This window comes from Rhodococcus sp. SJ-3 (assembly GCF_051918125.1).
GTDB lineage: Bacteria > Actinomycetota > Actinomycetes > Mycobacteriales > Mycobacteriaceae > Rhodococcus.
This window is the reverse complement of sequence record NZ_CM123306.1, coordinates 3,345,683-3,368,369: the sequence shown is the minus strand read 5'-3', so window position 1 is coordinate 3,368,369 and position 22,687 is coordinate 3,345,683. Positions and strand designations below refer to the sequence as shown.

The 22,687-nt window shown below is 65.0% G+C and carries 22 protein-coding genes and 5 tRNA genes; 14 read left to right on the top strand and 13 right to left on the bottom strand.

Going from position 1 to position 22,687, the window contains the following annotated elements:
- The first annotated feature begins 23 nt into the window (after nt 1–23).
- The 6 genes from ACTDXD_RS15590 (at nt 24) to ACTDXD_RS15565 (ending at nt 4,913) form a co-directional block, all read left to right on the top strand.
- Nucleotides 24–773 carry an SDR family oxidoreductase gene (locus ACTDXD_RS15590; RefSeq protein WP_440123225.1) on the top strand — a complete coding sequence of 250 codons (750 nt, stop codon included), beginning with the start codon at nt 24–26 and terminating at the stop codon, nt 771–773.
- Complete coding sequence (locus tag ACTDXD_RS15585; protein WP_440123224.1) at nt 770–1,657, top strand: NAD(P)-dependent oxidoreductase; 888 nt, start codon at nt 770–772, stop codon at nt 1,655–1,657. The genes ACTDXD_RS15590 and ACTDXD_RS15585 overlap by 4 nt, the downstream gene beginning before the upstream one ends.
- Nucleotides 1,654–2,022 (top strand): carboxymuconolactone decarboxylase family protein, encoded by a 369-nt coding sequence (locus tag ACTDXD_RS15580; protein ID WP_440123223.1) that lies wholly within the window; start codon nt 1,654–1,656, stop codon nt 2,020–2,022. The genes ACTDXD_RS15585 and ACTDXD_RS15580 overlap by 4 nt, the downstream gene beginning before the upstream one ends.
- Nucleotides 2,019–3,119, top strand: a complete 1,101-nt coding sequence (locus tag ACTDXD_RS15575; protein ID WP_440123222.1) for a TIGR03857 family LLM class F420-dependent oxidoreductase — start codon at nt 2,019–2,021, stop codon at nt 3,117–3,119. The genes ACTDXD_RS15580 and ACTDXD_RS15575 overlap by 4 nt, the downstream gene beginning before the upstream one ends.
- A gap of 200 nt (nt 3,120–3,319) precedes the next feature.
- A complete protein-coding gene (locus tag ACTDXD_RS15570) occupies nt 3,320–4,153 on the top strand; it encodes a phosphotransferase (RefSeq protein WP_440123221.1) in 834 nt (277 codons plus the stop codon).
- Between the two features lie 109 nt (nt 4,154–4,262).
- Complete coding sequence (locus ACTDXD_RS15565; RefSeq protein WP_440123220.1) at nt 4,263–4,913, top strand: class I SAM-dependent methyltransferase; 651 nt, start codon at nt 4,263–4,265, stop codon at nt 4,911–4,913.
- Between the two features lie 120 nt (nt 4,914–5,033).
- Here the strand turns inward: ACTDXD_RS15565 and ACTDXD_RS15560 are convergent, their stop codons facing one another.
- From ACTDXD_RS15560 to ACTDXD_RS15525, 8 genes are all read right to left on the bottom strand, one after another.
- A complete protein-coding gene (locus ACTDXD_RS15560; RefSeq protein ID WP_440123219.1) occupies nt 5,034–6,095 on the bottom strand; it encodes a prenyltransferase in 1,062 nt (353 codons plus the stop codon).
- 13 nt (nt 6,096–6,108) lie between these two features.
- On the bottom strand, nt 6,109–6,840 hold the full coding sequence (locus tag ACTDXD_RS15555; protein ID WP_440123218.1) for a class I SAM-dependent methyltransferase: 732 nt from the start codon (nt 6,838–6,840) through the stop codon (nt 6,109–6,111).
- On the bottom strand, nt 6,840–8,105 hold the full coding sequence (locus tag ACTDXD_RS15550; protein ID WP_440123217.1) for a glycosyltransferase family 4 protein: 1,266 nt from the start codon (nt 8,103–8,105) through the stop codon (nt 6,840–6,842). Before ACTDXD_RS15550 ends, ACTDXD_RS15555 begins: the two co-directional genes overlap by 1 nt.
- Nucleotides 8,106–8,239: 134 nt before the next feature.
- Nucleotides 8,240–8,313, bottom strand: a tRNA-Asp gene (locus ACTDXD_RS15545).
- An 89-nt stretch (nt 8,314–8,402) separates the two neighbouring features.
- A tRNA-Phe gene (locus ACTDXD_RS15540) sits at nt 8,403–8,479 on the bottom strand.
- 38 nt (nt 8,480–8,517) lie between these two features.
- Nucleotides 8,518–8,591: transfer RNA gene (locus ACTDXD_RS15535), tRNA-Asp, on the bottom strand.
- Nucleotides 8,592–8,645: 54 nt separating this feature from the next.
- Nucleotides 8,646–8,718, bottom strand: a tRNA-Glu gene (locus tag ACTDXD_RS15530).
- Between the two features lie 109 nt (nt 8,719–8,827).
- A complete protein-coding gene (locus ACTDXD_RS15525; RefSeq protein ID WP_440123216.1) occupies nt 8,828–9,469 on the bottom strand; it encodes a TetR family transcriptional regulator in 642 nt (213 codons plus the stop codon).
- Between the two features lie 235 nt (nt 9,470–9,704).
- On the opposite strand from ACTDXD_RS15525, the gene ACTDXD_RS15520 reads away from it, so the two are divergent.
- Nucleotides 9,705–9,780 (top strand) — tRNA-Lys (locus ACTDXD_RS15520).
- 217 nt (nt 9,781–9,997) lie between these two features.
- Nucleotides 9,998–10,888, top strand: a complete 891-nt coding sequence (locus ACTDXD_RS15515) for a replication protein (protein ID WP_440123215.1) — start codon at nt 9,998–10,000, stop codon at nt 10,886–10,888.
- A gap of 32 nt (nt 10,889–10,920) precedes the next feature.
- Here ACTDXD_RS15515 and ACTDXD_RS15510 read toward each other — a convergent pair whose 3' ends face one another.
- Nucleotides 10,921–11,559 carry a hypothetical protein gene (locus tag ACTDXD_RS15510; protein WP_440123214.1) on the bottom strand — a complete coding sequence of 213 codons (639 nt, stop codon included), beginning with the start codon at nt 11,557–11,559 and terminating at the stop codon, nt 10,921–10,923.
- 125 nt (nt 11,560–11,684) lie between these two features.
- On the opposite strand from ACTDXD_RS15510, the gene ACTDXD_RS15505 reads away from it, so the two are divergent.
- The 6 genes from ACTDXD_RS15505 (at nt 11,685) to phoU (ending at nt 18,543) form a co-directional block, all read left to right on the top strand.
- Nucleotides 11,685–12,143, top strand: coding sequence for a hypothetical protein (locus ACTDXD_RS15505; RefSeq protein ID WP_440123213.1), 459 nt, complete (start codon nt 11,685–11,687; stop codon nt 12,141–12,143).
- 71 nt (nt 12,144–12,214) lie between these two features.
- A complete protein-coding gene (locus ACTDXD_RS15500) occupies nt 12,215–12,823 on the top strand; it encodes a DUF937 domain-containing protein (RefSeq protein ID WP_440123212.1) in 609 nt (202 codons plus the stop codon).
- Nucleotides 12,824–13,071: 248 nt separating this feature from the next.
- Nucleotides 13,072–14,028: an acyl-ACP desaturase gene (locus ACTDXD_RS15495; RefSeq protein WP_440123211.1), complete on the top strand. Its 957-nt coding sequence runs from the start codon at nt 13,072–13,074 to the stop codon at nt 14,026–14,028.
- A gap of 160 nt (nt 14,029–14,188) precedes the next feature.
- Nucleotides 14,189–15,331 carry a tRNA dihydrouridine synthase DusB gene (gene dusB, locus ACTDXD_RS15490; protein ID WP_440123210.1) on the top strand — a complete coding sequence of 381 codons (1,143 nt, stop codon included), beginning with the start codon at nt 14,189–14,191 and terminating at the stop codon, nt 15,329–15,331.
- Nucleotides 15,332–15,728: 397 nt separating this feature from the next.
- Nucleotides 15,729–17,753: an LCP family protein gene (locus ACTDXD_RS15485; protein WP_440123209.1), complete on the top strand. Its 2,025-nt coding sequence runs from the start codon at nt 15,729–15,731 to the stop codon at nt 17,751–17,753.
- An 85-nt stretch (nt 17,754–17,838) separates the two neighbouring features.
- Nucleotides 17,839–18,543 (top strand): phosphate signaling complex protein PhoU, encoded by a 705-nt coding sequence (gene phoU, locus ACTDXD_RS15480; RefSeq protein WP_054806866.1) that lies wholly within the window; start codon nt 17,839–17,841, stop codon nt 18,541–18,543.
- A 100-nt stretch (nt 18,544–18,643) separates the two neighbouring features.
- Here the strand turns inward: phoU and pstB are convergent, their stop codons facing one another.
- The 4 genes from pstB to pstS form a co-directional block, all read right to left on the bottom strand.
- A complete protein-coding gene (gene pstB / locus ACTDXD_RS15475) occupies nt 18,644–19,420 on the bottom strand; it encodes a phosphate ABC transporter ATP-binding protein PstB (RefSeq protein ID WP_440127659.1) in 777 nt (258 codons plus the stop codon).
- 55 nt (nt 19,421–19,475) lie between these two features.
- Nucleotides 19,476–20,384: a phosphate ABC transporter permease PstA gene (gene pstA, locus ACTDXD_RS15470; RefSeq protein ID WP_440123208.1), complete on the bottom strand. Its 909-nt coding sequence runs from the start codon at nt 20,382–20,384 to the stop codon at nt 19,476–19,478.
- A 4-nt stretch (nt 20,385–20,388) separates the two neighbouring features.
- Nucleotides 20,389–21,438: a phosphate ABC transporter permease subunit PstC gene (pstC, locus tag ACTDXD_RS15465; RefSeq protein WP_440123207.1), complete on the bottom strand. Its 1,050-nt coding sequence runs from the start codon at nt 21,436–21,438 to the stop codon at nt 20,389–20,391.
- Nucleotides 21,439–21,499: 61 nt separating this feature from the next.
- Complete coding sequence (gene pstS / locus ACTDXD_RS15460; RefSeq protein ID WP_440123206.1) at nt 21,500–22,618, bottom strand: phosphate ABC transporter substrate-binding protein PstS; 1,119 nt, start codon at nt 22,616–22,618, stop codon at nt 21,500–21,502.
- Between the last annotated feature and the right edge of the window lie 69 nt (nt 22,619–22,687).

The following is a 22,687-nucleotide window of genomic DNA, read 5'->3' as shown; positions in this document are numbered from 1 at the left end:
ACTTAATCGAAAGGACCTGCCATATGTCCAGATTCACCGATCGCACTGCGATCGTCACGGGAGCAGCCCAAGGAATCGGTGAGGCATACGCACGTGCACTCGCCGCCGAAGGTGCGCGCGTGGTGGTCGCCGATATCGATGCCGAACTCGGCGAGCAGGTGGCCAAGCAGATCGTCGTCGACGGCGGAACCGCCACATTTCTACCCGTGGATGTCTCCGATCCGGATTCGGCGAAGGAACTCGCCGACAAGACCGTCGAGACGTACGGGGGAATCGATCACGTCGTCAACAACGCCGCGATCTACGGCGGAATGAAACTCGATCTCCTGCTCACCGTGCCGTGGGACTACTACAAGAAGTTCATGAGCGTCAATCTCGACGGGGCCCTGAACATCACCCGCGCCGTGTGGCCTCACATGACGAGGAGTGGAGGCTCGATCGTCAACCAGTCGTCCACTGCCGCCTGGGTGTACTCGGGCTTCTACGGTCTCGCAAAGGTCGGGATCAACGGCCTCACACAGCAACTCGCCGTCGAACTGGGCGGGTCGAACATCCGGATCAACGCGATCGCACCCGGACCCATCGACACCGAGGCCACACGCACCACCACACCGTCGAACATGGTCGCCGACATGGTGAAGCAGCTTCCGCTCAAGCGCATCGGCACACCCGACGACCTCGTCGGCATGTGCCTGTTCCTGCTATCCGACGACGCGGGCTGGGTGACCGGTCAGATCTTCAACGTCGACGGCGGGCAGGTGATCCGGTCGTGACGATCCGCATCGGCTATATCGGCCTCGGCAACATGGGTGCACCGATGGCGCACCGGCTGCTCGACCACACCGGCAGGCTGTCCGTCCTCGACACCAACCCCGACGCCGTGACCCCGCTTGTCGAAGCGGGCGCCCACTCCGTCTCGAACGCCGCAGAACTCGCCTCCGTCAGCGACATCGTGTGTGTCACCGTCCTCGACGACACCCAGGTCCGCGACGTCGTAGCCGGCCCCGACGGACTGCTGTCGAGCGCGGAACCCGGCACTGTGATCGCCGTGCACTCGACGATCTCCGACACCACAGCCGTCGACCTCGGCGCGCTGTGCGCAACGCACGGCGTGGAGTTCGTGGATGCATCGGTCAGCGGTGGCGCTGCGGGCGCGAAGAAGGCAGCGCTGGCGGTGATGGTCGGCGCATCGGATGAAGCGTTCGAGAAGGTTCGAGATCCGTTCAGCGCATTCGCCGCGCTGGTCGTCCACGCCGGGCCGGTCGGTGCAGGCACCCGCATGAAACTCGCACGGAACCTTCTCCACTTCGTCTCGTTCACCGCCGCGACCGAAGCGCAACGCCTCGCAGAGGCCGCCGGAATCGACATCACCGAACTCGGCAAGGTCGTCCGGCACACCGACGCGATCACAGGGGGTGCCGGATCGATCATGTGGCGCGACAACACATCCCCACTCGAACCCGACGATTCGTGGTTTCCGATCTTCTCGCACGTGCGAGCGCTGGGCGAGAAGGATCTGGCGCTCGCCATGGCGCTCGGCGACCGACTCGACGTCGAACTTCCCCTCGCCACACGCTCCCTCGCAGGCCTCGGTCCCGGCCTCGGAGTCGGGATCGGCGACGTCGCACGCACCCACAGCATGGAGGAGCATTCATGACCGACGACAGGCGCCAGCGCGGCCTCGAGATGATGGGCAAGGTCTACGGGTTCGAGTTCCAGGACGGGCCCGGTGCCCATTTCGCAGCCACCGCCGATCATCTGTTCGCCGACATCTGGTCGCGACCGGGTTTGAGCATCCGCGACCGCCGGCTACTGCTACTCGGAGCCTTGACGGCGCAGGGGCTCAGCGACGTCGCCGAGATCCAGCTCGGCGCTGCCCTGCAGAACGACGAACTCGACGAGGAACAGCTGCGAGAGATCGCATTGTTCCTGTCGCACTATGTGGGTTGGCCACTCGGAACGAAGCTGGACAACGCAGTCGGGAGTGTGCTCGGCAAACGCCGTGCCGCGACGCGGTCGTGACCACGCCCGACATGCCGGAGTTCCCCGAACTCGGCTTCTATGCGCTTGCCGGGCACGCCCCCGACCCGCGCGCAGTGCTCCATGAGATCCGCCACGGCGAACAACTCGGGATGGGCGCGGTCTTCCTGTCCGAACGATTCGATACCAAGGACGCGGGCGTCCTCGCCGGAGCAGCTGCGGCCATCAGCGAATCGATCGGGATAGGTACCGCCGCGACGAATCCCCAGACCCGCCATCCGATGGTGACCGCGACCATGGCCACCACCGCCCACCGACTCAGTGGAGGCCGCTACGCCCTCGGGCTCGGTCGCGGCTTCGACGCCCTCTTCGATCTCATGGGACTGCCCAGAGTGTCGTCGGCGCGGCTCGAAGACACCGCCCAGGTGCTCCGCACACTGTTCCGCGGCGACGCCGCAATCGGCCACGACGGCCCCGCCGGCGCGTTCCCATACCTGCGTCGCACCGCCGACGGAACAGACCGCATCCCGATTCTCATGGTCGCACTCGGCGACCGATCGCTCGAACTCGCAGGCCGCATCGCCGACGGCGTCGTCCTGCACACCTTCTTCTCCGACGCGACGGTGGCGCGGGTCGTCAAGATTGTGCGCGACGCCGCTGCCGCAGCCGGACGCGACCCGGCCTCCGTCCGCATCTGGTCGGTGCTGGCGACCGTCGAAGAATCCATCCCCCACACCGAGCGACGGCGCAAACTCGTGGGCCGGCTCGCCACCTATCTCCAGGGTTACGGCGACGTGCTGATCAAGGCCAACGGTTGGTCCGCTGCCGACCTCGAGCGGTTCCGCACAGACCCGATCGTGCAGCAACACCAGGGCGCATTCGATGCGACCGGCACCGACGACGTACTCCGGCACCTGGAGGCGCAGTTGCCCGAGCACTGGCTCGCGGCGTCGGCCACCGGCACATCCCAGCGATGCGCCGAGCGGATCGCCGACCAATTCGACGCCGGTGCCGACAGCGTGATCCTGCACGGAGCCACCCCCGCAGAGCTTGCTCCGGTACTCGACGCGTGGCGGCACATCCGCGCTCCCCACCGTTTCGCACATCTACCCGCAAATCCCGGATGGAGTACTCGGTGAGCAACACCGTCGTTTCCGATATTGCAGAGCTGTCCCCCGAGTGGCTCAGTGCCGCCCTCGACGCTCCCGTACACACCGTTCGCGCATAGACCATCGGTACCGGGCAGATCGGCACATGCCATCGGCTCGAACTCACCGGCGACGGGGTACCGGAACGACTCGTCGCCAAGCTTCCCGCAGTCGACACCGGCGTACGCGCCATGCTCGCCGGAGCGTACCGCGGCGAAGTCCGGTTCTACACCGATCTCGCAGCAACCGTCTCGGTCCGTGCGCCGCGATGTCACTACGCGGCCCTGGGCGAGGACGGGAACTTCACGCTCCTTCTCGAGGACCTTGCCCCCGCCCGCCAAGGTGATCAGATCCGCGGATGCACACCGGGACAGGCACTCGACGCCGTTCGCAATCTCGCCGACCTGCACGCGCCGCGGTGGAACGACCCGGCACTGCTCGACCTGGAATGGCTCGGACATTCCGACGAAGCGCAGGCCCGTACCCTCTCCGAGCTGTACGGGCCCGCGGTGGATACCTTCGTCGCCGATCTGGGGCACCTGCTCGACGACAGCGACAACGACACGCTGCGCGGGTGCGTCGATGCCACAGAACAGTGGATACTTGCTCGCAGTGAGCGTTTCACCGTGCTGCACGGTGACTATCGCCTCGATAATCTGATGTTCCCCGACGACGGTGTGCCCGGGGTGACGGCCGTGGACTGGCAGACGATCACCGTGGGGCTTCCCGCGCGCGACCTCGCCTATTTTCTCGGCACATCGTTGCCGCCTGCCTTGCGTCGCGAACACGAACACCATCTGGTCACCGCGTACCACCGCAGGCTCGTGGAGCGCGGCGTGGACCGCTACGCGTTCTCCGAGTGCTGGGACGACTACCGATTCGGCGCTCTGCAAGGTCCGCTCATCGCTGTATTCGGGTGCGCCTTCGGCACCCGGACCGAACGGGGTGACCGGATGTTCGCTGCCATGGTGACACGCTCGTGTGCAGCGATACGCGAACTCGACAGCCTCGCCGTCATCGGATGACGGCAGTATCGCGTGCCGTCATCCGATGACGGCAGTATCGCGTGCCGAGTGCTCTCGGTAATGTGGCACACGAATATTCAACTCGTCCGACGAACGGAGACCGACCGCGATGACTCGTACCTCCCTCCCCCGTGAGGCGCTCGAACTCGCGGAAGCTACACCGGGTTTCATGCCCCTCGACGAAGGCACGGCATTACACGACGCAGCTGTCCGCTACCTCGGCACCGGAGTGGGCGTCGAGATCGGCACTTACTGCGGCCGCTCCACGGTGTATCTGGGCGAGGCTGCGAAGGCGACAGGCGGCACCATCGTCACCGTCGATCACCACCACGGTTCCGAAGAACACCAACCGGGCTGGGAGTACCACGATTCGTCGCTGGTCGACCCGCACACCGGCAAGCTGGATACGGTCGGGAAACTGCGGCACACCCTCTCCGACGGGGGTCTCGAGTCGCACGTCGTCGCGGTCGTGGGCAGTTCTCCTCAGGTCGCGGCGTTCTGGCGAACGCCGCTCGCCTTCGTCTTCATCGACGGCGGGCACAGTAGCGAAGCGGCGCAGGCCGATTACTCGGGCTGGGCACGATGGGTGGAGCCCGGAGGCGCCCTGATCATCCACGATGTGTTCCCCGACCCCGCCGACGGCGGACGCCCCCCGTACGAGATCTACTGCCGCGCACTCGAAAGTGGGGAATTCACCGAAGTCTCCGTCACCGGATCATTGCGAGTGCTCGAACGCACCGGAGGGGTCGTCGGCTCGTAAAGGTGTGGCTCGGATACTCCCTCAGACGAACACCTCGCAGTGCTCGGTGCAGTGTCAGACGAACACCTCGCAGTGCTCGGTGCAGTGTCAGACGAACACCTCGCAGTGCTCGGTGCAGTGTCAGACGAACACCTCGCAGTGCTCGGTGCAGCGATCACGACCCACCTGCCCCCGGGGCATTGCAGCATCACGAAACACCGCATTGCCGCCGGTCGTCCGCGACAACGCATCCGCCGCAAGGATCACCGCCGCGCTCGTCCACGAGCTGACCTCGACGGGCCACCGCTTACCGTCGTCGTAGACAAGGCCCGTCCAGTACGAACCGTCCGGGTCGCGCAGGTGCTGCATCGACGCGAACAGCTCGTGTGCTCGTTCGCTGTCGCCGAGGGCATCGAGCGCGAGAACGAGCTCGCACGTCTCCGCGCCGGTCACCCACGGTTTGTGGTCGACACAGCGGATACCGAGTCCGTCCACGACGAAATCGGACCATCGCTCGCGGATGCGCCGATGGGCTTCGGGGCCTCGCAGCGCGCCACCGAGTATCGGGTAGTACCAGTCCATCGAGTATTCGGGCTTCGGCGTGAACACCTCGGGGTGCCTGCGCAACGCATGCCCCAATCGATACAGCGCCACTTCCCATTCCGGCTGCGGGTCGTCGACGAGTTCTGCGAGCTGAACCCCGCACCGCAAGCTCTGGTGGATACTGGCGCATCCGGTGAGCAGCGCCTCGTCGACGAGTCCGCCCGACCCACGCGCCCACGCGATATGGCCGCCGGGAAACTGCATGTCGACGACGTGGTCGAGCGCGGCTCGCACGCTCGGCCACATCTCGGACGTGAACATCCGGTCGCCGGTCACGAGATGGTGATGCCACACCCCCACCGCGATGTACGCGGTGAAGTTGCTGTCGGTATCGGCGTTCTCGATGATCCCGTTCCGGAACTTCACGGGCCATGAACCGTCGGGACGTTGTGTACTGCGAAGGAATCCGAAGGCAGCCGACGCTTCCTCACGCAGCCCGGTGACCGTCAGCGACATTGCGGACTCGACGTGGTCCCACGGATCTGTGTGACCGCCCGGGAACCAGGGAATCGCCCCGGACGGCTCCTGCATGCGCGCAATCGCCTGCCCTGTCGCATAGCATTCGTCGCGCGACAGCACACCGGGTACCTCCGGCATCATCCGGCGATGGAACTCACTGCGGCGCACCGGATGCACCCGGCTTCTCGAGGTAGAACACGACGCTCTTGCCGATGACGGGGTCGAGGAGTTTCTCCGCGGTCCGGGTCAGCCACGGACCTTCCATCAGGTCCCACACGAGCATCCGGTGGTAGGCCTTGGTCAGTGGATTGTTCTCGTTGTCGACGCCGACCGCACACTTGAGCCACCAGTACGGCGAGTGCAGAGCGTGAGCGTGGTCGGTCCCGCGCACCGTCAAACCGGCCGCGCCGAGCTTCGTGGCCAGCTCGTCCGCCTTGTAGATGCGGACGTGCCCGCCCTCGACCTCGTGGTACGCGTCCGACAACGCCCAACAGATCTTCTCGGGTAACCATCGCGGGACAGTCACAGCTGCGACACCACCGGGTTTGAGGACCCGCACGAACTCCGCGATCGCGCGATCGTCCTCGGGAACGTGTTCGAGGACTTCGGAAATCATGACGACGTCGAAGGTCTCGTCGGCATAAGGCAACGCCAGCGCGTCACCCACCTCGGCGCGGGCAAGGGCCCCTTCGGGTACCTGACCCTCGAGTTCCATCGCCACGAACATGTCGGCGACCGCTTTCATGTCGTCGGCACTGCGGTCGAAGGCAACGACGTCCGCACCGCGCCGGTACAGCTCGAACGAGTGTCTGCCTGCGCCGGCGCCGATGTCTATCGCGCGGCAACCCGGCCGCACCCCCAGCCGATCGAAGTCGACGGTCAACATCAGTTACTCCTTCCTTCGTGTACGGCGATCGCGTTCTCGTAGACGCTCGCGGTTTGCGCGGCGACCGCAGCCCAGCTGTATTTCTCTTCGACGCGGGCGCGGGCAGCGGTGCCCAGTTGCGTCCTGCGCGCCGGATCGTCGAGCAGTGCCGCGATCGCGTCAGCCAACTGCTGGGCATCACCCGGTGGCACGAGCTCGCCGGCGTCGCCCACGACTTCGGGAATCGCGCCTGCGCGACTGGCCACGAGGGGTGTCCCGCACGCCATGGCCTCGACAGCAGGCAACGAGAAGCCCTCGTACAACGACGGGACCGCAGCGATCTCCGCCGACGCCAGTAGCTCCGCAAGCGCGGCGTCGTCGATCCCCGACACAGTGCGCACGACATCGCCGATCGCGAGATCTTCTATCCGACGCTCGGTGGCGCCGCCGGGGGCGAGCTTGGAAACGAGCACGAGCTCGATCTCGCGCTCGGTGTGCAATTTGGCCACCGCTTCGAGCAGCGTCGGCACACCTTTGAGAGGAGCGTCGGCGCTGGCCACACACACGATGCGGCCCGGGACCCGAGGCGTGGTCGCGGGAGCGAACAGATCGGTGTCGACGCCGAGGGGAATCGTGTGGATCCGGTCCTGCTCGATGTCGAACGCGGTGCGAATATCGTCGGCGGAGCTCTCCGAGACGGTGAGCAGCATCGGTATCTTCCGGGCCACCCGCCCCTGCATTCGCAGGAATCCGTACCACCGCCGCAGGGTGATCTTGCGACGCACGGTGGTTGCCGAGGCGAGATCCAGTTCGCGGTCCCGGGTGATGGGGTGGTGGATGGTCGCGACCAGCGGTAGGTCCTTTGCGATGCGGAGGAGACCGGATCCGAGTGATTGGTTGTCGTGGACGACGTCGAAATCGGCGATTCGATCACGAAGGAGCCGGGCCGCGCGAAGGCCGAAGGTGCGCGGTTCCGGGAACCCGGCCGTCCACATGGTGGCAACCTCGAGGACGTCGATCAGGTCGCGGTACTCGCCGGGTCGCGGCGTGCGGAACGGGTCGTCGTCGCGGTAGAGATCGAGACTGGGAACTTTCGTCAAGGTCACCGACGGATCGAGTTCCGGGTACGGCTGGCCCGAGAAGACCTCGACTTCGTGGCCTTGGGCTGCGAGCTCCCGACTGAGGTGGCGAATATATACGCCCTGACCTCCGCAGTGCGGTTTGCTCCGGTACGACAGCAGAGCTATGCGCACATCAACCCCCGGATTGTTCGGACGCGTGTCCATGCAGTTACGTAGGGCACACACTAGAACATGTTCACTCGGTCGCGGTAGCCGAGCACGCCGAATGCCGGTCGGCGACAGTGCTGTAACGACGACGAAGGCCCGGTATCTCATCGATACCGGGCCTTCGCGCAGAGCGACCCTGACGGGACTCGAACCCGCGACCTCCGCCGTGACAGGGCGGCGCGCTAACCAACTGCGCCACAGGGCCATAGGAACCCATCGGGCTCTCATAGCTGGGCCCACCGCACGCGGTGGGCCACTTGTATTCATTTTTCGATGGTCGAAACGCAACCATCGTGGTGGCCAGGGCCGGGATCGAACCGGCGACCTTCCGCTTTTCAGGCGGACGCTCGTACCAACTGAGCTACCTGGCCGGATGGCACCCGAACCGAATGCCGATCGCAAACTTCTGCGACCCTGACGGGACTCGAACCCGCGACCTCCGCCGTGACAGGGCGGCGCGCTAACCAACTGCGCCACAGGGCCTTGCTATTCAATTCTCTGCCAGCGTACTGCACACATTCGGCCGAAACCGAAGTGTACCCCCTACGGGATTCGAACCCGCGCTACCGCCTTGAAAGGGCGGCGTCCTAGGCCGCTAGACGAAGGGGGCCCGACCGGATTCCTCCGACCCGTACCCTCAACGGGATTTTCCGTTCCGCTGGGAGCTTGCACAGCTTATGTCACGGCATTCCTGATTCACAAATCAGCTGGTCATGCCATCATTCCGCTGTTCGCGGCCAACCCCGCTCCCGCCAGCGAGCCAGCCACTGCTCCGAGGCCATCGCTTCGAGCGGGACCTCGAGACAGGCTTCGAACTTCGACTTGACGTCGATGTCCGGCGAAGTGAGGTCCGCGAGGTAGCGCTGGCCGGCCAGCGACGATCCGACCGCCTCGACGAACCTACGAATATCCACGTCCGGACGGAACAATCCCTGCTCCTGCGCTTCGACCGCGAGCTGATAGCCCGCTCTCCCCCAGATATAACTGCCACGCAATCGCGCTTCGTTCATGAACTCGGGTTCGGTGACGAGCCTGAACTCGGCCGCAATCACATCGTCGTTGTGGAGAGCTTCTCCGAGCTCGGCGATCATCCCGTGCAGGCGCTCGAACGGGTCGAGGTCTGCGGCCCCGACCCAGTGAGTCACGATCGCCCGGTAGTGCTCGAGACCTTCTTCGAGCACCGCGCGCGCAAGTTCGTCCTTGGACGCGAAGTGGAAGTACATGGCGCCCTTGGTGGCGTTCGAGTGTTCGAGAATCGAGTTGATCGACGCGGCGCCGTAGCCACGCTTGGCGAACTCGACTGCAGCCGCCCTGATGATGGCGGAACGCGTACGACGCGCACGTTCCTGTTGACGTGACATGAGCGAATCGAGCCTTCCGAGTATCCGAGCCCCGAAACGAAACAGTAGTCGCGCAGCATCCCTCGTGACCGCGTGACCTGACCTTCGGAGCACCATGAACCACAGAACACACCGAGTGGTATGCTTTCCGCGGCTCGGGTGCGGAAGCAGGGGGTGTGCACCCGAGCCCATTGAAGTATTCGGCTGCGCGTCGGATACGATCAGGCGGCGCGGTGTGGTTACACTGTGCGCCCATGCCCCTATAGCTCAGTTGGTAGAGCTACGGACTTTTAATCCGCAGGTCGTAGGTTCGAGCCCTACTGGGGGCACCAGCGATGACCTGGTGATTCTCTTCGGAGGACGCCAGGTCATTTTCGTGCGTACCAACCAACTGCCAAATCGCTCCCCGATCGGGTTGAGCGTTGGGTGTGCCGCGACCGATGGACAACGTGCGACACCTTGTGCCAAGGTTCGACCACAACAAAAAGAGCCCGCCGCGAGATTAGGCCCTCGCGACGGGCAGATGTCCGACTAAACAGGAGTCGAACGATGTCCCAGCATACCCATGTCTCGAGCACGGGCGGTATCCGTCGCGGCCCACGCCTCGCCGACAACTTCACCATCCTCTCGAACACGATCATCAACAACGAAGCCCTCAGCTTCCGCGCCCGCGGAGTCCTGATCTGGCTCCTCTCCAAGCCGTTCGACTGGAGCATCCGCTCCGAAGTGATCGCCGACCAGTCCCCCTTCGAGGGACGCGAAGCGATCCGCACCGTGATGCGCGAACTCGTCGCCCACGGGTACCTCGTCCGCGAGAAGGTGCAGAACGAGAAGGGCCACTGGGCCACGATCCAGACCATCTACGAAGAGCCCGTCACCAGCGACACCACGCCTCCCGAACCGAAGACCAGGAAATCGACTTCCGGTCAGCCGCGCGACGGACAGACGGGCGCCTTTACAAAGGATGGATCACCAAGAACTGAAACCGACAACAACACCGGTCAGGCCGACACGTCACCTGTCGACATGCTCGGGACCTCGTTGTCGTTGCCTGACTCCGCCCAGAAAGAACTCGACGAGCGCGACCGCAACTACGCGGCACTGATCGACGCCTGCGCCCACGCCGGTCTCCCCGGATCGTTCGAGCACGTGAAGCCCGCCCAGAAGAGCGAGATCCTCGCGATGATCGATCTGCACGGCGCCGCAGCACTCGCCGAGCGCGCGAAGGCCATGCATCGTGACGCCAACCCGACGCTCTACGCGCAGGGCTGGATCCGGCTGTGGAAAGCCATGCCGCGCCCCCGCCCCACGCCCACGCCCGCCTACTACGGCACAGTGAAGTGCACCGCCTGCGAAGGCACCGGGTACGTGATGAACGACGACGACCTCGCCGTCCGATGCCTCTGTCGCACCCATGCCGTAGGACGGGCAGCCGCGTGATGGTGAGGATTCATGCCGACTTCGGACAATGGTCAGCGATCCACGGAACCCCTCGAGAAACCCTCCGGTGGTACACCGTCGGCTGAGCCACCCCGTGGATCGGTGTCGCGCTTCTCTGCGTCTGCAGCCTTCCGCTCGAGGTCGGCGCGCGCAGCACGAAGGTCCTTCCCGCGCTTCCGGTATCGGGCCACGGCGATGACGAGGAACACGAACACGAGGACGCCGATAACAGCTCCGACCAGGGAGGCCCCCCGGAATCCGGGCGCATCGACATCCATGATCCGTTCACCGGCGTGCGCCGCGTTCCCACCGCCGAGCACCACACTGAGCGTCATCAGGTTCGGTATCGCGACAACGAGCGCGAGCACCGTGAGGGCGATCTGGACGCCGCGACCGTACTTCCACCCGCGCACCTGCCAGACCCAGACGAGGAGAACGAGCGGGATCGCGGTGCACAGGATTCCGAAGAGCAGGCCCCACATGATTCCGCGGGAGAATCCCCCTTCGGCGAGGCCGGCGACGCGTTGCGCCCACCACCGAGGCAGGAAGGCGGCGAGCACGAAATAGGTGATGACGAGTACGAGCAGAGTCACGACCACTGCGATGGTCTTCTTGAGCCACGGCTTCATTCCCGCTCGCTCGATTTCGGACGATGTCCTGGCGTCAGACATGCACCCAGCCTACGGTCCACCCGGCGCGCAGTGGATTCGATTCCGTGTCCTGGCGTTTCAGCCCGCGTTCGCCGCCCCGGTTTGGATAGTGTGAGCACGCGCGAATCGAATTCGGTGGGAGGCACATGCGCAGTTTCGTGGATCTGGGCCTGTTCCTGGCTGCCGTGGCGCTGGGCATCGGCACCGTTTTGCCCATGGTCGGCGGGGTACGTTCCACCGAAGCCCCTCTTTCCGGGCTGCGCGACGGATTTCCGAGCGGCGATCCCACGAGCCTCGCCGTTGCGGGCCTACCACTGTACGAGTCGCTCGCGGTTCCGCTCGCGGCAGCAGCAGTACTACTGCTGATCGCCGCACTGTTCGACTCCGTGGTCACCGGCTGGGCCGGCACCGTCCTCGCCCTTACCGTGTGTGCGACTGCAGCGGTGCGTATCTTCCAATCTCACGGCGATTACCTGGTGGAGAACCACAGCACTGCCCTGACCAATCAGAACGGGTTCGTGCTACTGGTCAGCGGCACCCTCGTCAGCCTGGTGTGCTGCCTCGTTTCGCTACGACGACCCTCCCGCCAGCCGGCACGCGGCTGACTGTGACGCGGTCGATACTCTCACCACACCGGCGCCTCTCGGTGGGGTGCCCTGACCAGGCGAGGGTGCACATGGCAAGCCTTGACGAACTGATCTCCCAGGTACCGATAGACCAGGTGGCGCGCGAACTCGGCGTCGACACCGCAACGGCGGAGACCGCGGTCCGCGCGGCCCTCCCGACTCTCGTCGGTGGCCTGGACGCGAACGCTCAGGACACGGCGGGCGCGGCGTCTTTGATGTCGGCCGTGAACAAGCACTCGGGTTCGACGATCCTCGACGGCGGTGTCGATGTTGCAAAGGTCGACACCGCGGACGGCAACAAGATCGTCGCCAACGTGTTCGGTGCCAACAAGGACCAGGTCATCAGCACCCTCGGTTCGGTCAACGGTTCCGGAGGCAAAGACCTCATCGCGCAACTGCTGCCTATCCTGGCGCCGATCGTGCTGTCCTATCTCGCGAAGCAGATCACCGGCGGATCCGCTCCCGCCTCGACCACCGCGAGCACAGGCAACCAGGGCGTTCTCGGCGACCTGCTCGGCGGACTTCTGAAGAACGCTGCGGGCGGCTCGGGTAACACCGGCGGCGGACTCGGCGACATACTCGGGGGCGTCCTCGGCGGTCATTCCGGCGGCGGACTCGGCGGGCTGCTCGGCGGGCTGCTGGGCGGAGGAAAGCGCTGATCAGCACAACCTGATCTCTCGTGCGGAAACGGCCTCGGACCCACCCGGGGCCGTTTCCGATTCAGGGACTTCCGGCGGTACGCGGCGGTGACCCGGTACCGTAGCCACGGACATTTTGTGACAGGCAACATTGTGATTCCGATCGGCTGCCAGGTTCCGGTGCGCGGCGACAGACTTCGACGGGCACAAACCTACGGTCCCGTAGGCTGCAGCACGACACGACATCACACGGACAGGGGTACGAATTCATGACGCGAGTCCTGACTCAACTGGAGCTACTGCGTGAGCTGGAGCCCGTGGCCGAGGCGAACGTCAACCGACACCTCTCCATGACGAAGGATTGGCATCCCCACGATTACGTGCCGTGGGACGAGGGCCGCAACTTCGCCGCGATGGGCGGCAGCGATTGGGATCCCGAGCAGTCACGCCTCGGCGAGGTGGCCAAGGCCGCGATGATCACCAACCTGCTCACCGAAGACAACCTGCCTTCCTACCACCGCGAGATCGCCGTGAATTTCTCGCGCGACGGCGCGTGGGGCACATGGGTCGGACGGTGGACGGCGGAAGAGAACCGGCACGGCATCGTGATGCGCGACTACCTCGTCGTCACGCGCGGTGTCGATCCGGTGGCGCTCGAGAACGCCCGAATGGAGCACATGACGAACGGGTTCGCGTCGCCGAACGAAGATACGGGTTTGTTGCGTTCGGTCGCCTACGTCACCTTCCAGGAGCTTGCGACCCGCGTTTCCCATCGCAACACCGGCCACGCGTGCGACGACCCGATCGCCGACAAGATGCTCCAGCGCATCGCCGCCGACGAGAACCTGCACATGATCTTCTACCGCAACATCTGCGAAGCAGCCCTCGACGTGGCGCCGGTCCAAGCCCTCGAAGCGATCACCGAGGTCTTGAAGAACTTCCAGATGCCCGGCGCAGGCATGCCCAATTTCCGTCGCAACGGCGTCCTGATGGCAAAGCACGGCATCTACGACCTGCGCCAGCACCTCGACGACGTCGTGATGCCCGTTCTGCGCAAGTGGAAGCTGTTCGATCGCGACTACGGTAGCGCCGGCGCCCAGACGCTCGACGAACTCGGCACCTTCCTCGAAGACCTCGAGAAGCAGACCGTGAAGTTCGAGGAGATGCGCGACCGTTCTCTCGCCCGCGAGGCAGCAAAGCGCGAGCGCGCCGCGGCCGTCTCCTGACGCTGCGAGTGGAGCCCGAATCGACCGATTCGGGCGCCACCACCACCGGCAGTTATCCTGTGCCCGGTGCCGGTTTCGGCGCCGGGCACAGGTGTCCCACCCTGCATCTGCAGGAACCTGGTCGTATTCCTTTGCACCACAACGCTTTCTCGAGGTTCTCATGTCTGCCCTGAAGATCGGCTCGCTCGAATTGGACAGCCCGGTCGTGCTGGCTCCGATGGCCGGGGTGACGAATGTCGCATTTCGCACTCTGTGTCGTGACCTCGAACTCGAGCGGATCGGCAGCACGTCCGGCCTGTACGTGTGCGAAATGGTGACCGCGCGCGCCCTCGTCGAACGTCATCCGGTCACGATGCACATGACCACGTTCGGCCCCACCGAGACACCCCGTTCGCTACAGCTCTACACGGTCGATCCCGACACGACATATGCCGCAGCGAAGATGATCGTCGACGAGGACCTCGCAGACCATATCGACATGAACTTCGGGTGCCCCGTCCCCAAGGTCACCCGTAAGGGCGGTGGATCGGCTCTGCCTTACAAGCGTCGCTTGTTCGGACAGATCGTCGCGGCGGCGGTACGCGCCACCGAGGGCACGAATATCCCGGTCACCGTCAAGTTCCGCATCGGCATCGACGACGAACACCACACCCACCTCGATGCGGGGCGCATCGCTGCAGCCGAGGGTGCTGCTGCTGTGGCATTGCACGCCCGCACCGCTGCTCAGCGATACTCGGGCACCGCGGACTGGAACGAGATCGCCCGCCTCAAGGACCATGTCACGGACGTACCGGTCCTGGGCAACGGCGACATCTTCGATGCCGAGGACGCCGAGAAGATGATGGCGCAGACCGGATGCGACGGTGTCGTCGTCGGACGCGGGTGCCTGGGGCGTCCCTGGTTGTTCGCCGAATTGAGCGCGGCGCTGAACGGCCGGGAGATCCCCACCCCTCCCACGCTGGGCGAGGTCACAGTGATCATGCGCCGCCACGCCACGCTGCTCGCGAATCACCACGGTGAAGACAAGGGCATGCGCGAAATACGTAAGCACATCGCCTGGTACCTGCGTGGCTTCCCAGCGGGTTCAGAAGTCCGGAGCAGCCTGGCGCGGGTGTCGTCGCTGAGCGAACTCGACGATCTCCTCGGCCTGCTCGACCCGGCCGTCCCGTTCCCGGCCGATGCCGAAGGCCCGCGTGGCCGCCAAGGCTCCCCCAGCTCCGTGGCACTTCCCGACGGATGGCTCGACGACCCCGACGACACTCTGGTCCCAGCGGGCGCGGACATCATGCACTCTGGTGGCTGAACTGCGCTGATTCACCATCCGGGCGAGACAAAGCTCGCACATCTCCGTTCGTCGCCCGGCAGTCAGTATCATGGCGAGGTCGCTCGGACCGAGGGCGAACACTACGAGTGCGGAAACGCGACGCGGAGAGGCCGGGGCATCTGTGGATGAGGAGCACGATCCGGGTTCGCCCGACAGTCGTGCCCCCTGGGAGCGACCGATCGCCGACCCCTCCAACCGCGACGCACACTCCGGCCGAATCCGCCGGGACCGGCCCGACAGTGCAGGAACCGATCGCGCTGGGCCGGACACCGGGAGAAGTGGCGGTTCTCGCTCCGACAGCCGCCGCAGCGAGAGCGCACGCAGCAGGCGCAACGACTCTGCAGACAAATCGAAACAGCTCACCGTCGCGGAGCTGATGAACAAGGTGGATCGCGAGAAGAATTCGCCCCCCTCCACCCCGTCATCACCGTCCACCTCGTCATCGCCGCCTGCCCGGCCAGCACCGTCACTGCCGCCGCCTCCCGCCGCATCTCCACCTCCCCCGGCGCCACGACCGCCCACCTCACCTCGGGCTCCCGATACTCCGCCTGCGCCCCGGACGCCGCAGGCTCCGCCTCCGGTGGCGTCGCGGCCTCCACGCGTATCCGGGCCACCGCATCAGCAACCTCGCACGCCCGTGGAAGCGACACCTCCGCAGCGGACGGATCCACCTCCCCTGACCGCGGCGGCGGCGCTTCCCCCCGCTCACCCACCTCATGGCCGCGTCCCGACCCGGGCAACCCCGGCCGACCATGACCGCACCAGATCGGTCGCGCCGGCCACTGCCGTAGCCCCCCAAGGGCCAGGCACAGAGCCCGACGATGTCGGCGACGAGCCGACGGCGACGCCCCATGCGGTGGCCGGCGACGGCCTGAGCCGGCTGGCATTGAGCAAGAAGCGCAAGAAACGGAAACTCCGATTGTTCGCGCGTGCCTCGGTCGCGCTCGTATCCGTCCTCGCCCTGGTGGGTACTGGGTCGGTCTGGAGTTATCTCCGAGCGACGGAGGCCGGGTTCTCTCAGATCGCAGCGCTCGACACCGAGTCCGCAGACATCGTCGATCCGATCGGGCAGACCGGTGACGAGACCTACCTGATCGTCGGTACCGATACGCGTGCGGGCGCCAGCGGCGAGGTGGGTGCAGGCAGCGTCGAAGACGCGGAGGGCTCTCGCGCCGACGTCGCGATCCTCGTCAACATTCCCGCCGATCGCAGTCGCGTCGTTGCGGTGTCATTCCCCCGGGATCTCGATGTCGAACGGCCGGTCTGTCTCGCGTGGGACAGCTCGACCGGCGACTACAGTTCGGAGATCCACCCCGCGGCCGATGGCGACAAACTCAACGCGGTATACGCCCTGGGCGGTCCGAAATGCCTGGTCAAGACCATCCAGAAGATGTCGGGCCTGAAGATCGGTCACTTCGTCGGTATCGACTTCGCGGGCTTCGAATCGATGGTCGACGAGGTCGGCGGTGTCGAGGTCTGCACCCCGACTCCGTTGGTGGACGGTGAGCTCGGCACGATCATCGACACGGCGGGCACCCACCTTCTCGATGGTCGGCAAGCCCTCGATTACGTTCGTGCGCGCAAGGTCGAGTCCGAGATCAACAGCGACTATTCGCGTATCAACCGCCAGCAGAAGTTCTTGTCGTCGCTGCTGCGGTCCGCGCTGTCGAACAAGGTCCTGCTCGACCCGGGAAAGCTGAACGGTCTCATCGGTGCCTTCACCCGCGCGACCTTCGTCGAGAACGTCAACGCCGATTCGCTGGTGAAGCTCGGCCGGTCCCTTCAGAATGTCGACGCCGGGGCCGTGACTTTCCTGACCACACCCACTGCAGGCACCACCGAGTGGGGCAACGAGATTCCCCGGCTCGACGACATCGAAGCCATCTTCACCGCGATCATCGACGACCAGCCCCTTCCGGGAGAAAAGCGCGACCCGGCCGCCGACGCCGATCCGGACGCACCGCCGGAGATGGCCCCCTCCCTCTCGGCGGTCGATCCGTCCTGGGTGTCGGTGCAGGTATCCAACGCATCGGATGTGTCCGGGCTCGCCGCAAGCACTGCCGACGAACTTGCCATGTACGGGTTCCCCATCTACAACACCGGTAACTACACAGGCACCAGCACACACACGGTCGTCCGGTTCGCTCCCGGGATGGAGGCCGAAGCGATGACGGTCGCCTCGACGTTCCCCGGTGCGGTGCTGCAGCGTGCATCGGATTCGTCGATCGGCAACGTGGTCGAGGTCGTTCTCGGATCGGGCTACGACGGTGTCGTCGCGTCACCCACGCCGCCCGGGAGCCCGCTCGAACCGGTCGCCATCGAAGAAGCCGACGCCGAGGGTGCCGTCCAGCTACCCGCCGACCTCACCGTTACCAACGCCGCCGCCGATCCCTGCAGCTGAGAGCGCTGAACCCATCCGCGTCGTTCACCTCCGGTTCACTCTCTGATCGTGATAAGGACCCTCGGACGCCGTATGGTGTGACATTATGCGCGTCGCTTACAACGAACAGATGGATGAACTCACCGGGCTACTCGGCGAAATGGCCGGGCTCGCCGGAACGGCGATGGAACGGGCCACCCAGGCCCTGCTCCAGGCCGACCTCCCGCTCGCGGAGATGGTGATCGAAGAGCACGACAAGATCACCGAACTCGGTGCCGTGTGCGAAGAGAAGGCGTTCGCGCTTCTCGCGCTGCAGGGTCCGGTCGCCGGCGACCTGCGCGCAGTGGTGAGCGGAATCCAGATCGTCGCCGACATCGACCGGATGGGTGCGCTTGCCCTGCACATCGCGAAGGCCACGCGTCGACGTCACCCCAATCACGTGCTTCCCGACGAGGTCAGCGGATACTTCGCCGAAATGGGCCGGATCGCCGTGTCCCTCGGCGCCGCAACCCGCGAGATCCTCGAAACCCGAGACCCCGAGCGCGCGGCACGCCTCCACGAGGAGGACGAAGCGATGGACGATCTCCACCGTCACCTGTTCACGGTACTCATGGACCGCGAATGGAAGCACGGTGTGGCGGCGGCCGTCGACGTCACCTTGCTGGGACGCTTCTATGAGCGCTTCGCCGATCACGCCGTCGAGGTGGGCCGTCGTGTGATCTTCCTGGTAACGGGCAAGCTGCCCACCCTCGAGGACTTCCACACCATGCAGCAGCGCGTCGACAAGCTCACTGTGTACCCCGAATCCTGAGTTCTCCTGCCCCACACAGTTCTCCTGCCCCACACGCGCAGAGCCCCGACCGGATCAATCCGGTCGGGGCTCTCCTATTCGTACTGTCGCCGGGGAGATCTCAGCCGAAGCGACCCGAGATGTAGTCCTCGGTGGCCTTCTGCGTCGGGTTCGAGAAGATCTTCTCGGTGTCGTCGATCTCGATCAGCTTGCCGGGCCTGCCGGTGGCCTCGAGATTGAAGAATGCGGTCTGGTCACTCACGCGGGCTGCCTGCTGCATGTTGTGAGTGACGATGACGATCGTGAACTCCTGCTTCAGCTCCGTGATCAGATCTTCGATTGCGAGCGTCGAGATCGGGTCGAGGGCGGAGCACGGCTCATCCATGAGCAACACGTCAGGCTGTACCGCGATCGCACGGGCAATGCACAGACGCTGCTGCTGACCGCCGGACAGGCCACCACCGGGCTTGTCGAGGCGATCCTTGACCTCGGTCCACAGGTTCGCGCCACGCAGCGACTTCTCGGCAACCTCGTCGAGCTTGCCCTTGTCGCGCATTCCCTGCAGCTTCAGTCCGGCTACGACATTGTCGCGAATGGACATCGTCGGGAAGGGATTCGGCCGCTGGAACACCATGCCTATCGTCTTGCGAACCCCCACAGGATCGACGGCCGCGTCGTAGATGTCCTCGCCGTCGAGGAGCACCGAACCCTCGACGTAGGCACCGGGGGTCACCTCGTGCATACGGTTGAGGGAGCGGAGCACGGTGGACTTACCGCAGCCGGACGGGCCGATGAACGCCGTGACGTTGCGAGGAGGCACCGACAGCGTCACGTCGGACACCGCGTGGAACTTCCCGTAGAAGATATTGACGTCCTTGAGGTCCAGACGCTTGGCCATCATCGGCTCCCTAATGGTGTATCGAATTCGAAGTATGTGGTCATCGCCGGCTCGTCTACTTGGAGCCGACCTGCGACAAGCGGCCGATCAGCTTGGCGGCGATGTTGAGGATCGCAATGATGAGGATCAGGGTCAGTGCAGCACCCCAGATGCGCATCGAGCCCGCTTCGGTGGGGTTGTTCATCTCGGCCACCATCAGACCCGGCAGGGTTGCCATCTCGCCACCGAACAGGTTGAAGTTGATGAACGGTGCGTATCCCACGAGAATCAGCAGCGGCGCAGTCTCCCCCATCACGCGAGCAAGGGCGAGCATGATGCCGGTGATGATGCCTGCGAGCGAGGTCGGGAGCACGATCCGGGCGATCGTCTTCCACTTCGGGACCCCGAGCGCGTACGACGCCTCTCGGAGATCCTGAGGAACGATTCGCAGCATTTCCTCGGTGCTGCGCACCACGACCGGCACCATCAGCAGCACCAGCGACAGGGACACCGCGAATGCGGACTTGGGCATTCCGAAGGTCGCCACCCACAGCGCGTAGATGAACAACGCGGCGACGATGGACGGCACACCACTGAGGATGTCGACCATGAAGGTCGTGATGCGGCCGAGCTTCGACTTACCCGCGTACTCGACGAGATAGATCGCGACGAACACGCCGAGCGGGATCGAGATGATCGCGCACACCAATCCCTGCAGGAGGGTGCCGACGATCGCGTGGTAGACACCGCCTCCCATGGACGAAGCGGTCAGTCCGCTCAGTGAATGGGTGAACCACGTCGAGGAGAGCAGGGCGGGCATGCCCTTGGAAATCACGGTGATGAGCACCCAGGCCAAAGGCACGAGCGCAATGAGCACCGAGAGGGTGACGAGCACGGTGGCCGCGACGTCCTTGGCCCTGCGTGCACCGCTGACACGCTGGAACGTCGGTGCCTTGACGGGCGATGTGAGGGTTGTCGTCGTCATGGCGTCAGTCCTTCTTTCCAGCGACGATCATGCGGGCTGCGGCGTTGACGACGAAGGTCAGGACGAAGAGCACGAGACCCGCGGCGATGTAGGCACCGGCCTGGATGTTGTTGTTGAATTCGGCGTAACCGAGAGCGATCTTCGATGCGATGGTGGCGCCACCGTCGAACAGCGACCAGGAGAACGCTTCGGACGTGGTCCGCAGGATCAGATAGAGCGCCATGGTCTCGCCGAGTGCACGTCCGAGACCGAGCATGGAACCGCTGACGTAGCCGGACTTGCCGAACGGGATCACCGTGGTCTTCACGACTTCCCAGCGGGTCGCACCGAGTGCGAGTGCAGCCTCGATGTGCGCGGTGGGTGTCTGGACGAACACCTCGCGGCTGACCGCGGCAATGGTGGGCAGGATCATCACGGCGAGCACGATGCCCGCGGTGAAGATCGTTCCGCCGCCGATGATCGATCCGCTGCCCGTCGCGAACAACGGGAACCAGCCGAGGTTGGTGTTGAGGAACTCGGCGATCGGTCGCAGGAAGGGCGCCAGGACGAGCATGCCCCACAGGCCGTAGACGATCGACGGCACCGCGGCGAGCAGGTCGATCACGTACGCGAGCGCCTTCTTGATCCGTTCGGGGCAATACGAGGTGAGGAAGATCGCGATACCGAGGGCCACCGGCATCGCCAGTACCAGCGCGAACATCGACACGAGGACCGTGACCTGGAAGAGGTCGAGGACACCGAAGGCCATCGCCTCGATGTCCTGCGTGATCCAATCTCGGCTGGTGAGAAAATTGACGGTGTTGCGTTGCAGCGCAGGCACCGCACGCCACACCAGGAACACCGCGATCGCGGCGATGATCACCGAGACCAGGACGGCGGACCCGGAAGCCAACGAACTGAAGATCCGGTCGCCTGGCCGAACGACGGTCTTCTTCTTGGTCTGTGGGGAAGTAATCTTGGCCTCCGGTGTACTGCCGTGCGGACCGCCCGGTCCTGACCCGGCCGGGTCAGGACCGGCGGCGCGAGTAGCCGAGGTGCTCGGCGCGTCACTCATGTGAACTCGCAATCTATCTCGTGGTGAATTTCCCGAACGGGCGGTCCGCCTGTGCAGACGATCAGGCGATGGCGTCGATCGATTCGGTCAGCTTCGACTTGAAGGACTCGGGAAGCGGGACGTAGCCGATTTCCTCGAGGCCCTCCTGGCCTTCGTTGGCCGCGCTGACCAGGAACGACTTGACCGCTGCCGAGGTGTCGGCGTCGTAGCCGCCCGAGCACACGATTTCGTAGGTCGCGAGCACCAGCGGGTATGCGCCTTCTGCGTCGGTGCCGAAGATCGACGTGAGGTCCAGGGTCAGGTCGCCGCCGCCTGCGCTGGCGAACTCTGCGCCATCGATGGCCGCAGCGGCGGTCTCGGAGTTCAGCTCGACCGGGCCGTTGCCGGTGTCGATGGAAGCGATGCTGAGTCCGTTCTGCTCGGCGAACGACAGCTCGACGTAGGTGATCGATCCGGGAGCGCCCGAAACAGCCTGGGCGACACCGGCCGAGCCCTTCGCACCTTCACCGATACCGCCGGTGAAATCGGAGCCTGCACCGGTGGTCCATGCGCCGTTGGATGCTGCTTCGAGGTACTGCTGGAAGTTGTCGGTGGTACCCGACGAATCGGAACGGACGATCGCGGTGATCGGACTGTCGGGCAGTTCGACGCCCTCGTTCAGCGCGGCGATCGCCGGATCGTTCCACGTGGTGATCTGGCCGTTGAAGATCTTGGCGGCGACCTCACCGTTGACGACGAGATTGTCGACGCCCTCGAGGTTGTAGGCAAGTGCGACCGGGCCGAACACGAGAGGCAGGTTCCATGCCGGGTTACCGGCGCAACGCTCGGCTGCCAGCGCGGCCTGCTCCTCCTTGATGGCCGAATCGGAGCCGGCGAAATCGATCTGGTTGGCGATGAACTGCGTGCGGCCGTCACCGGAACCCGACGGGTTGTACGCCACGTTGACCGAGGCGCCCTTCTCGTTGCAGACGGCGATGTAGGTGGAAACGAAGTTGTCCATCGCGTTCTTCTGCGCAGACGACCCCGCACCGGAGAGGTTCGCCTTGCCCTCGCAGGTCGCGCCCGACGCGTCGGCGTCGACCTCGACCGAGCCCGCATTGTTGTCGCTACCGCAAGCCGCGAGCGTGAGTGCGCCGGCCGCAAACAGGCCGAGCAGGGCACCATTGCGCTTCAGGTTCACCTGTACTCCTTCAGGAATATCGCTTCCGCCACACAAGGCTGGGTGGCGACTTCGAGACGCGGGAGGATC

Excerpts from the sequence above, each read along its gene's own strand:
- ACTDXD_RS15510 (WP_440123214.1), bottom strand. The coding sequence starts at position 11,559 with ATGTCTGACGCCAGGACATCGTCCGAAATCGAGCGAGCGGGAATGAAG.
- phoU (WP_054806866.1), top strand. The coding sequence starts at position 17,839 with ATGCGCGTCGCTTACAACGAACAGATGGATGAACTCACCGGGCTACTC.
- pstB (WP_440127659.1), bottom strand. The coding sequence starts at position 19,420 with ATGGCCAAGCGTCTGGACCTCAAGGACGTCAATATCTTCTACGGGAAG.
- ACTDXD_RS15495 (WP_440123211.1), top strand. The coding sequence starts at position 13,072 with ATGACGCGAGTCCTGACTCAACTGGAGCTACTGCGTGAGCTGGAGCCC.
- ACTDXD_RS15570 (WP_440123221.1), top strand. The coding sequence starts at position 3,320 with ATGCTCGCCGGAGCGTACCGCGGCGAAGTCCGGTTCTACACCGATCTC.
- ACTDXD_RS15500 (WP_440123212.1), top strand. The coding sequence starts at position 12,215 with ATGGCAAGCCTTGACGAACTGATCTCCCAGGTACCGATAGACCAGGTG.
- ACTDXD_RS15590 (WP_440123225.1), top strand. The coding sequence starts at position 24 with ATGTCCAGATTCACCGATCGCACTGCGATCGTCACGGGAGCAGCCCAA.
- ACTDXD_RS15550 (WP_440123217.1), bottom strand. The coding sequence starts at position 8,105 with ATGGACACGCGTCCGAACAATCCGGGGGTTGATGTGCGCATAGCTCTG.
- dusB (WP_440123210.1), top strand. The coding sequence starts at position 14,189 with ATGTCTGCCCTGAAGATCGGCTCGCTCGAATTGGACAGCCCGGTCGTG.
- ACTDXD_RS15515 (WP_440123215.1), top strand. The coding sequence starts at position 9,998 with ATGTCCCAGCATACCCATGTCTCGAGCACGGGCGGTATCCGTCGCGGC.
- ACTDXD_RS15580 (WP_440123223.1), top strand. The coding sequence starts at position 1,654 with ATGACCGACGACAGGCGCCAGCGCGGCCTCGAGATGATGGGCAAGGTC.
- ACTDXD_RS15565 (WP_440123220.1), top strand. The coding sequence starts at position 4,263 with ATGACTCGTACCTCCCTCCCCCGTGAGGCGCTCGAACTCGCGGAAGCT.
- ACTDXD_RS15560 (WP_440123219.1), bottom strand. The coding sequence starts at position 6,095 with ATGATGCCGGAGGTACCCGGTGTGCTGTCGCGCGACGAATGCTATGCG.
- ACTDXD_RS15485 (WP_440123209.1), top strand. The coding sequence starts at position 15,729 with ATGAACAAGGTGGATCGCGAGAAGAATTCGCCCCCCTCCACCCCGTCA.
- pstA (WP_440123208.1), bottom strand. The coding sequence starts at position 20,384 with ATGACGACGACAACCCTCACATCGCCCGTCAAGGCACCGACGTTCCAG.
- ACTDXD_RS15555 (WP_440123218.1), bottom strand. The coding sequence starts at position 6,840 with ATGTTGACCGTCGACTTCGATCGGCTGGGGGTGCGGCCGGGTTGCCGC.
- ACTDXD_RS15505 (WP_440123213.1), top strand. The coding sequence starts at position 11,685 with ATGCGCAGTTTCGTGGATCTGGGCCTGTTCCTGGCTGCCGTGGCGCTG.
- ACTDXD_RS15525 (WP_440123216.1), bottom strand. The coding sequence starts at position 9,469 with ATGTCACGTCAACAGGAACGTGCGCGTCGTACGCGTTCCGCCATCATC.
- pstC (WP_440123207.1), bottom strand. The coding sequence starts at position 21,438 with ATGAGTGACGCGCCGAGCACCTCGGCTACTCGCGCCGCCGGTCCTGAC.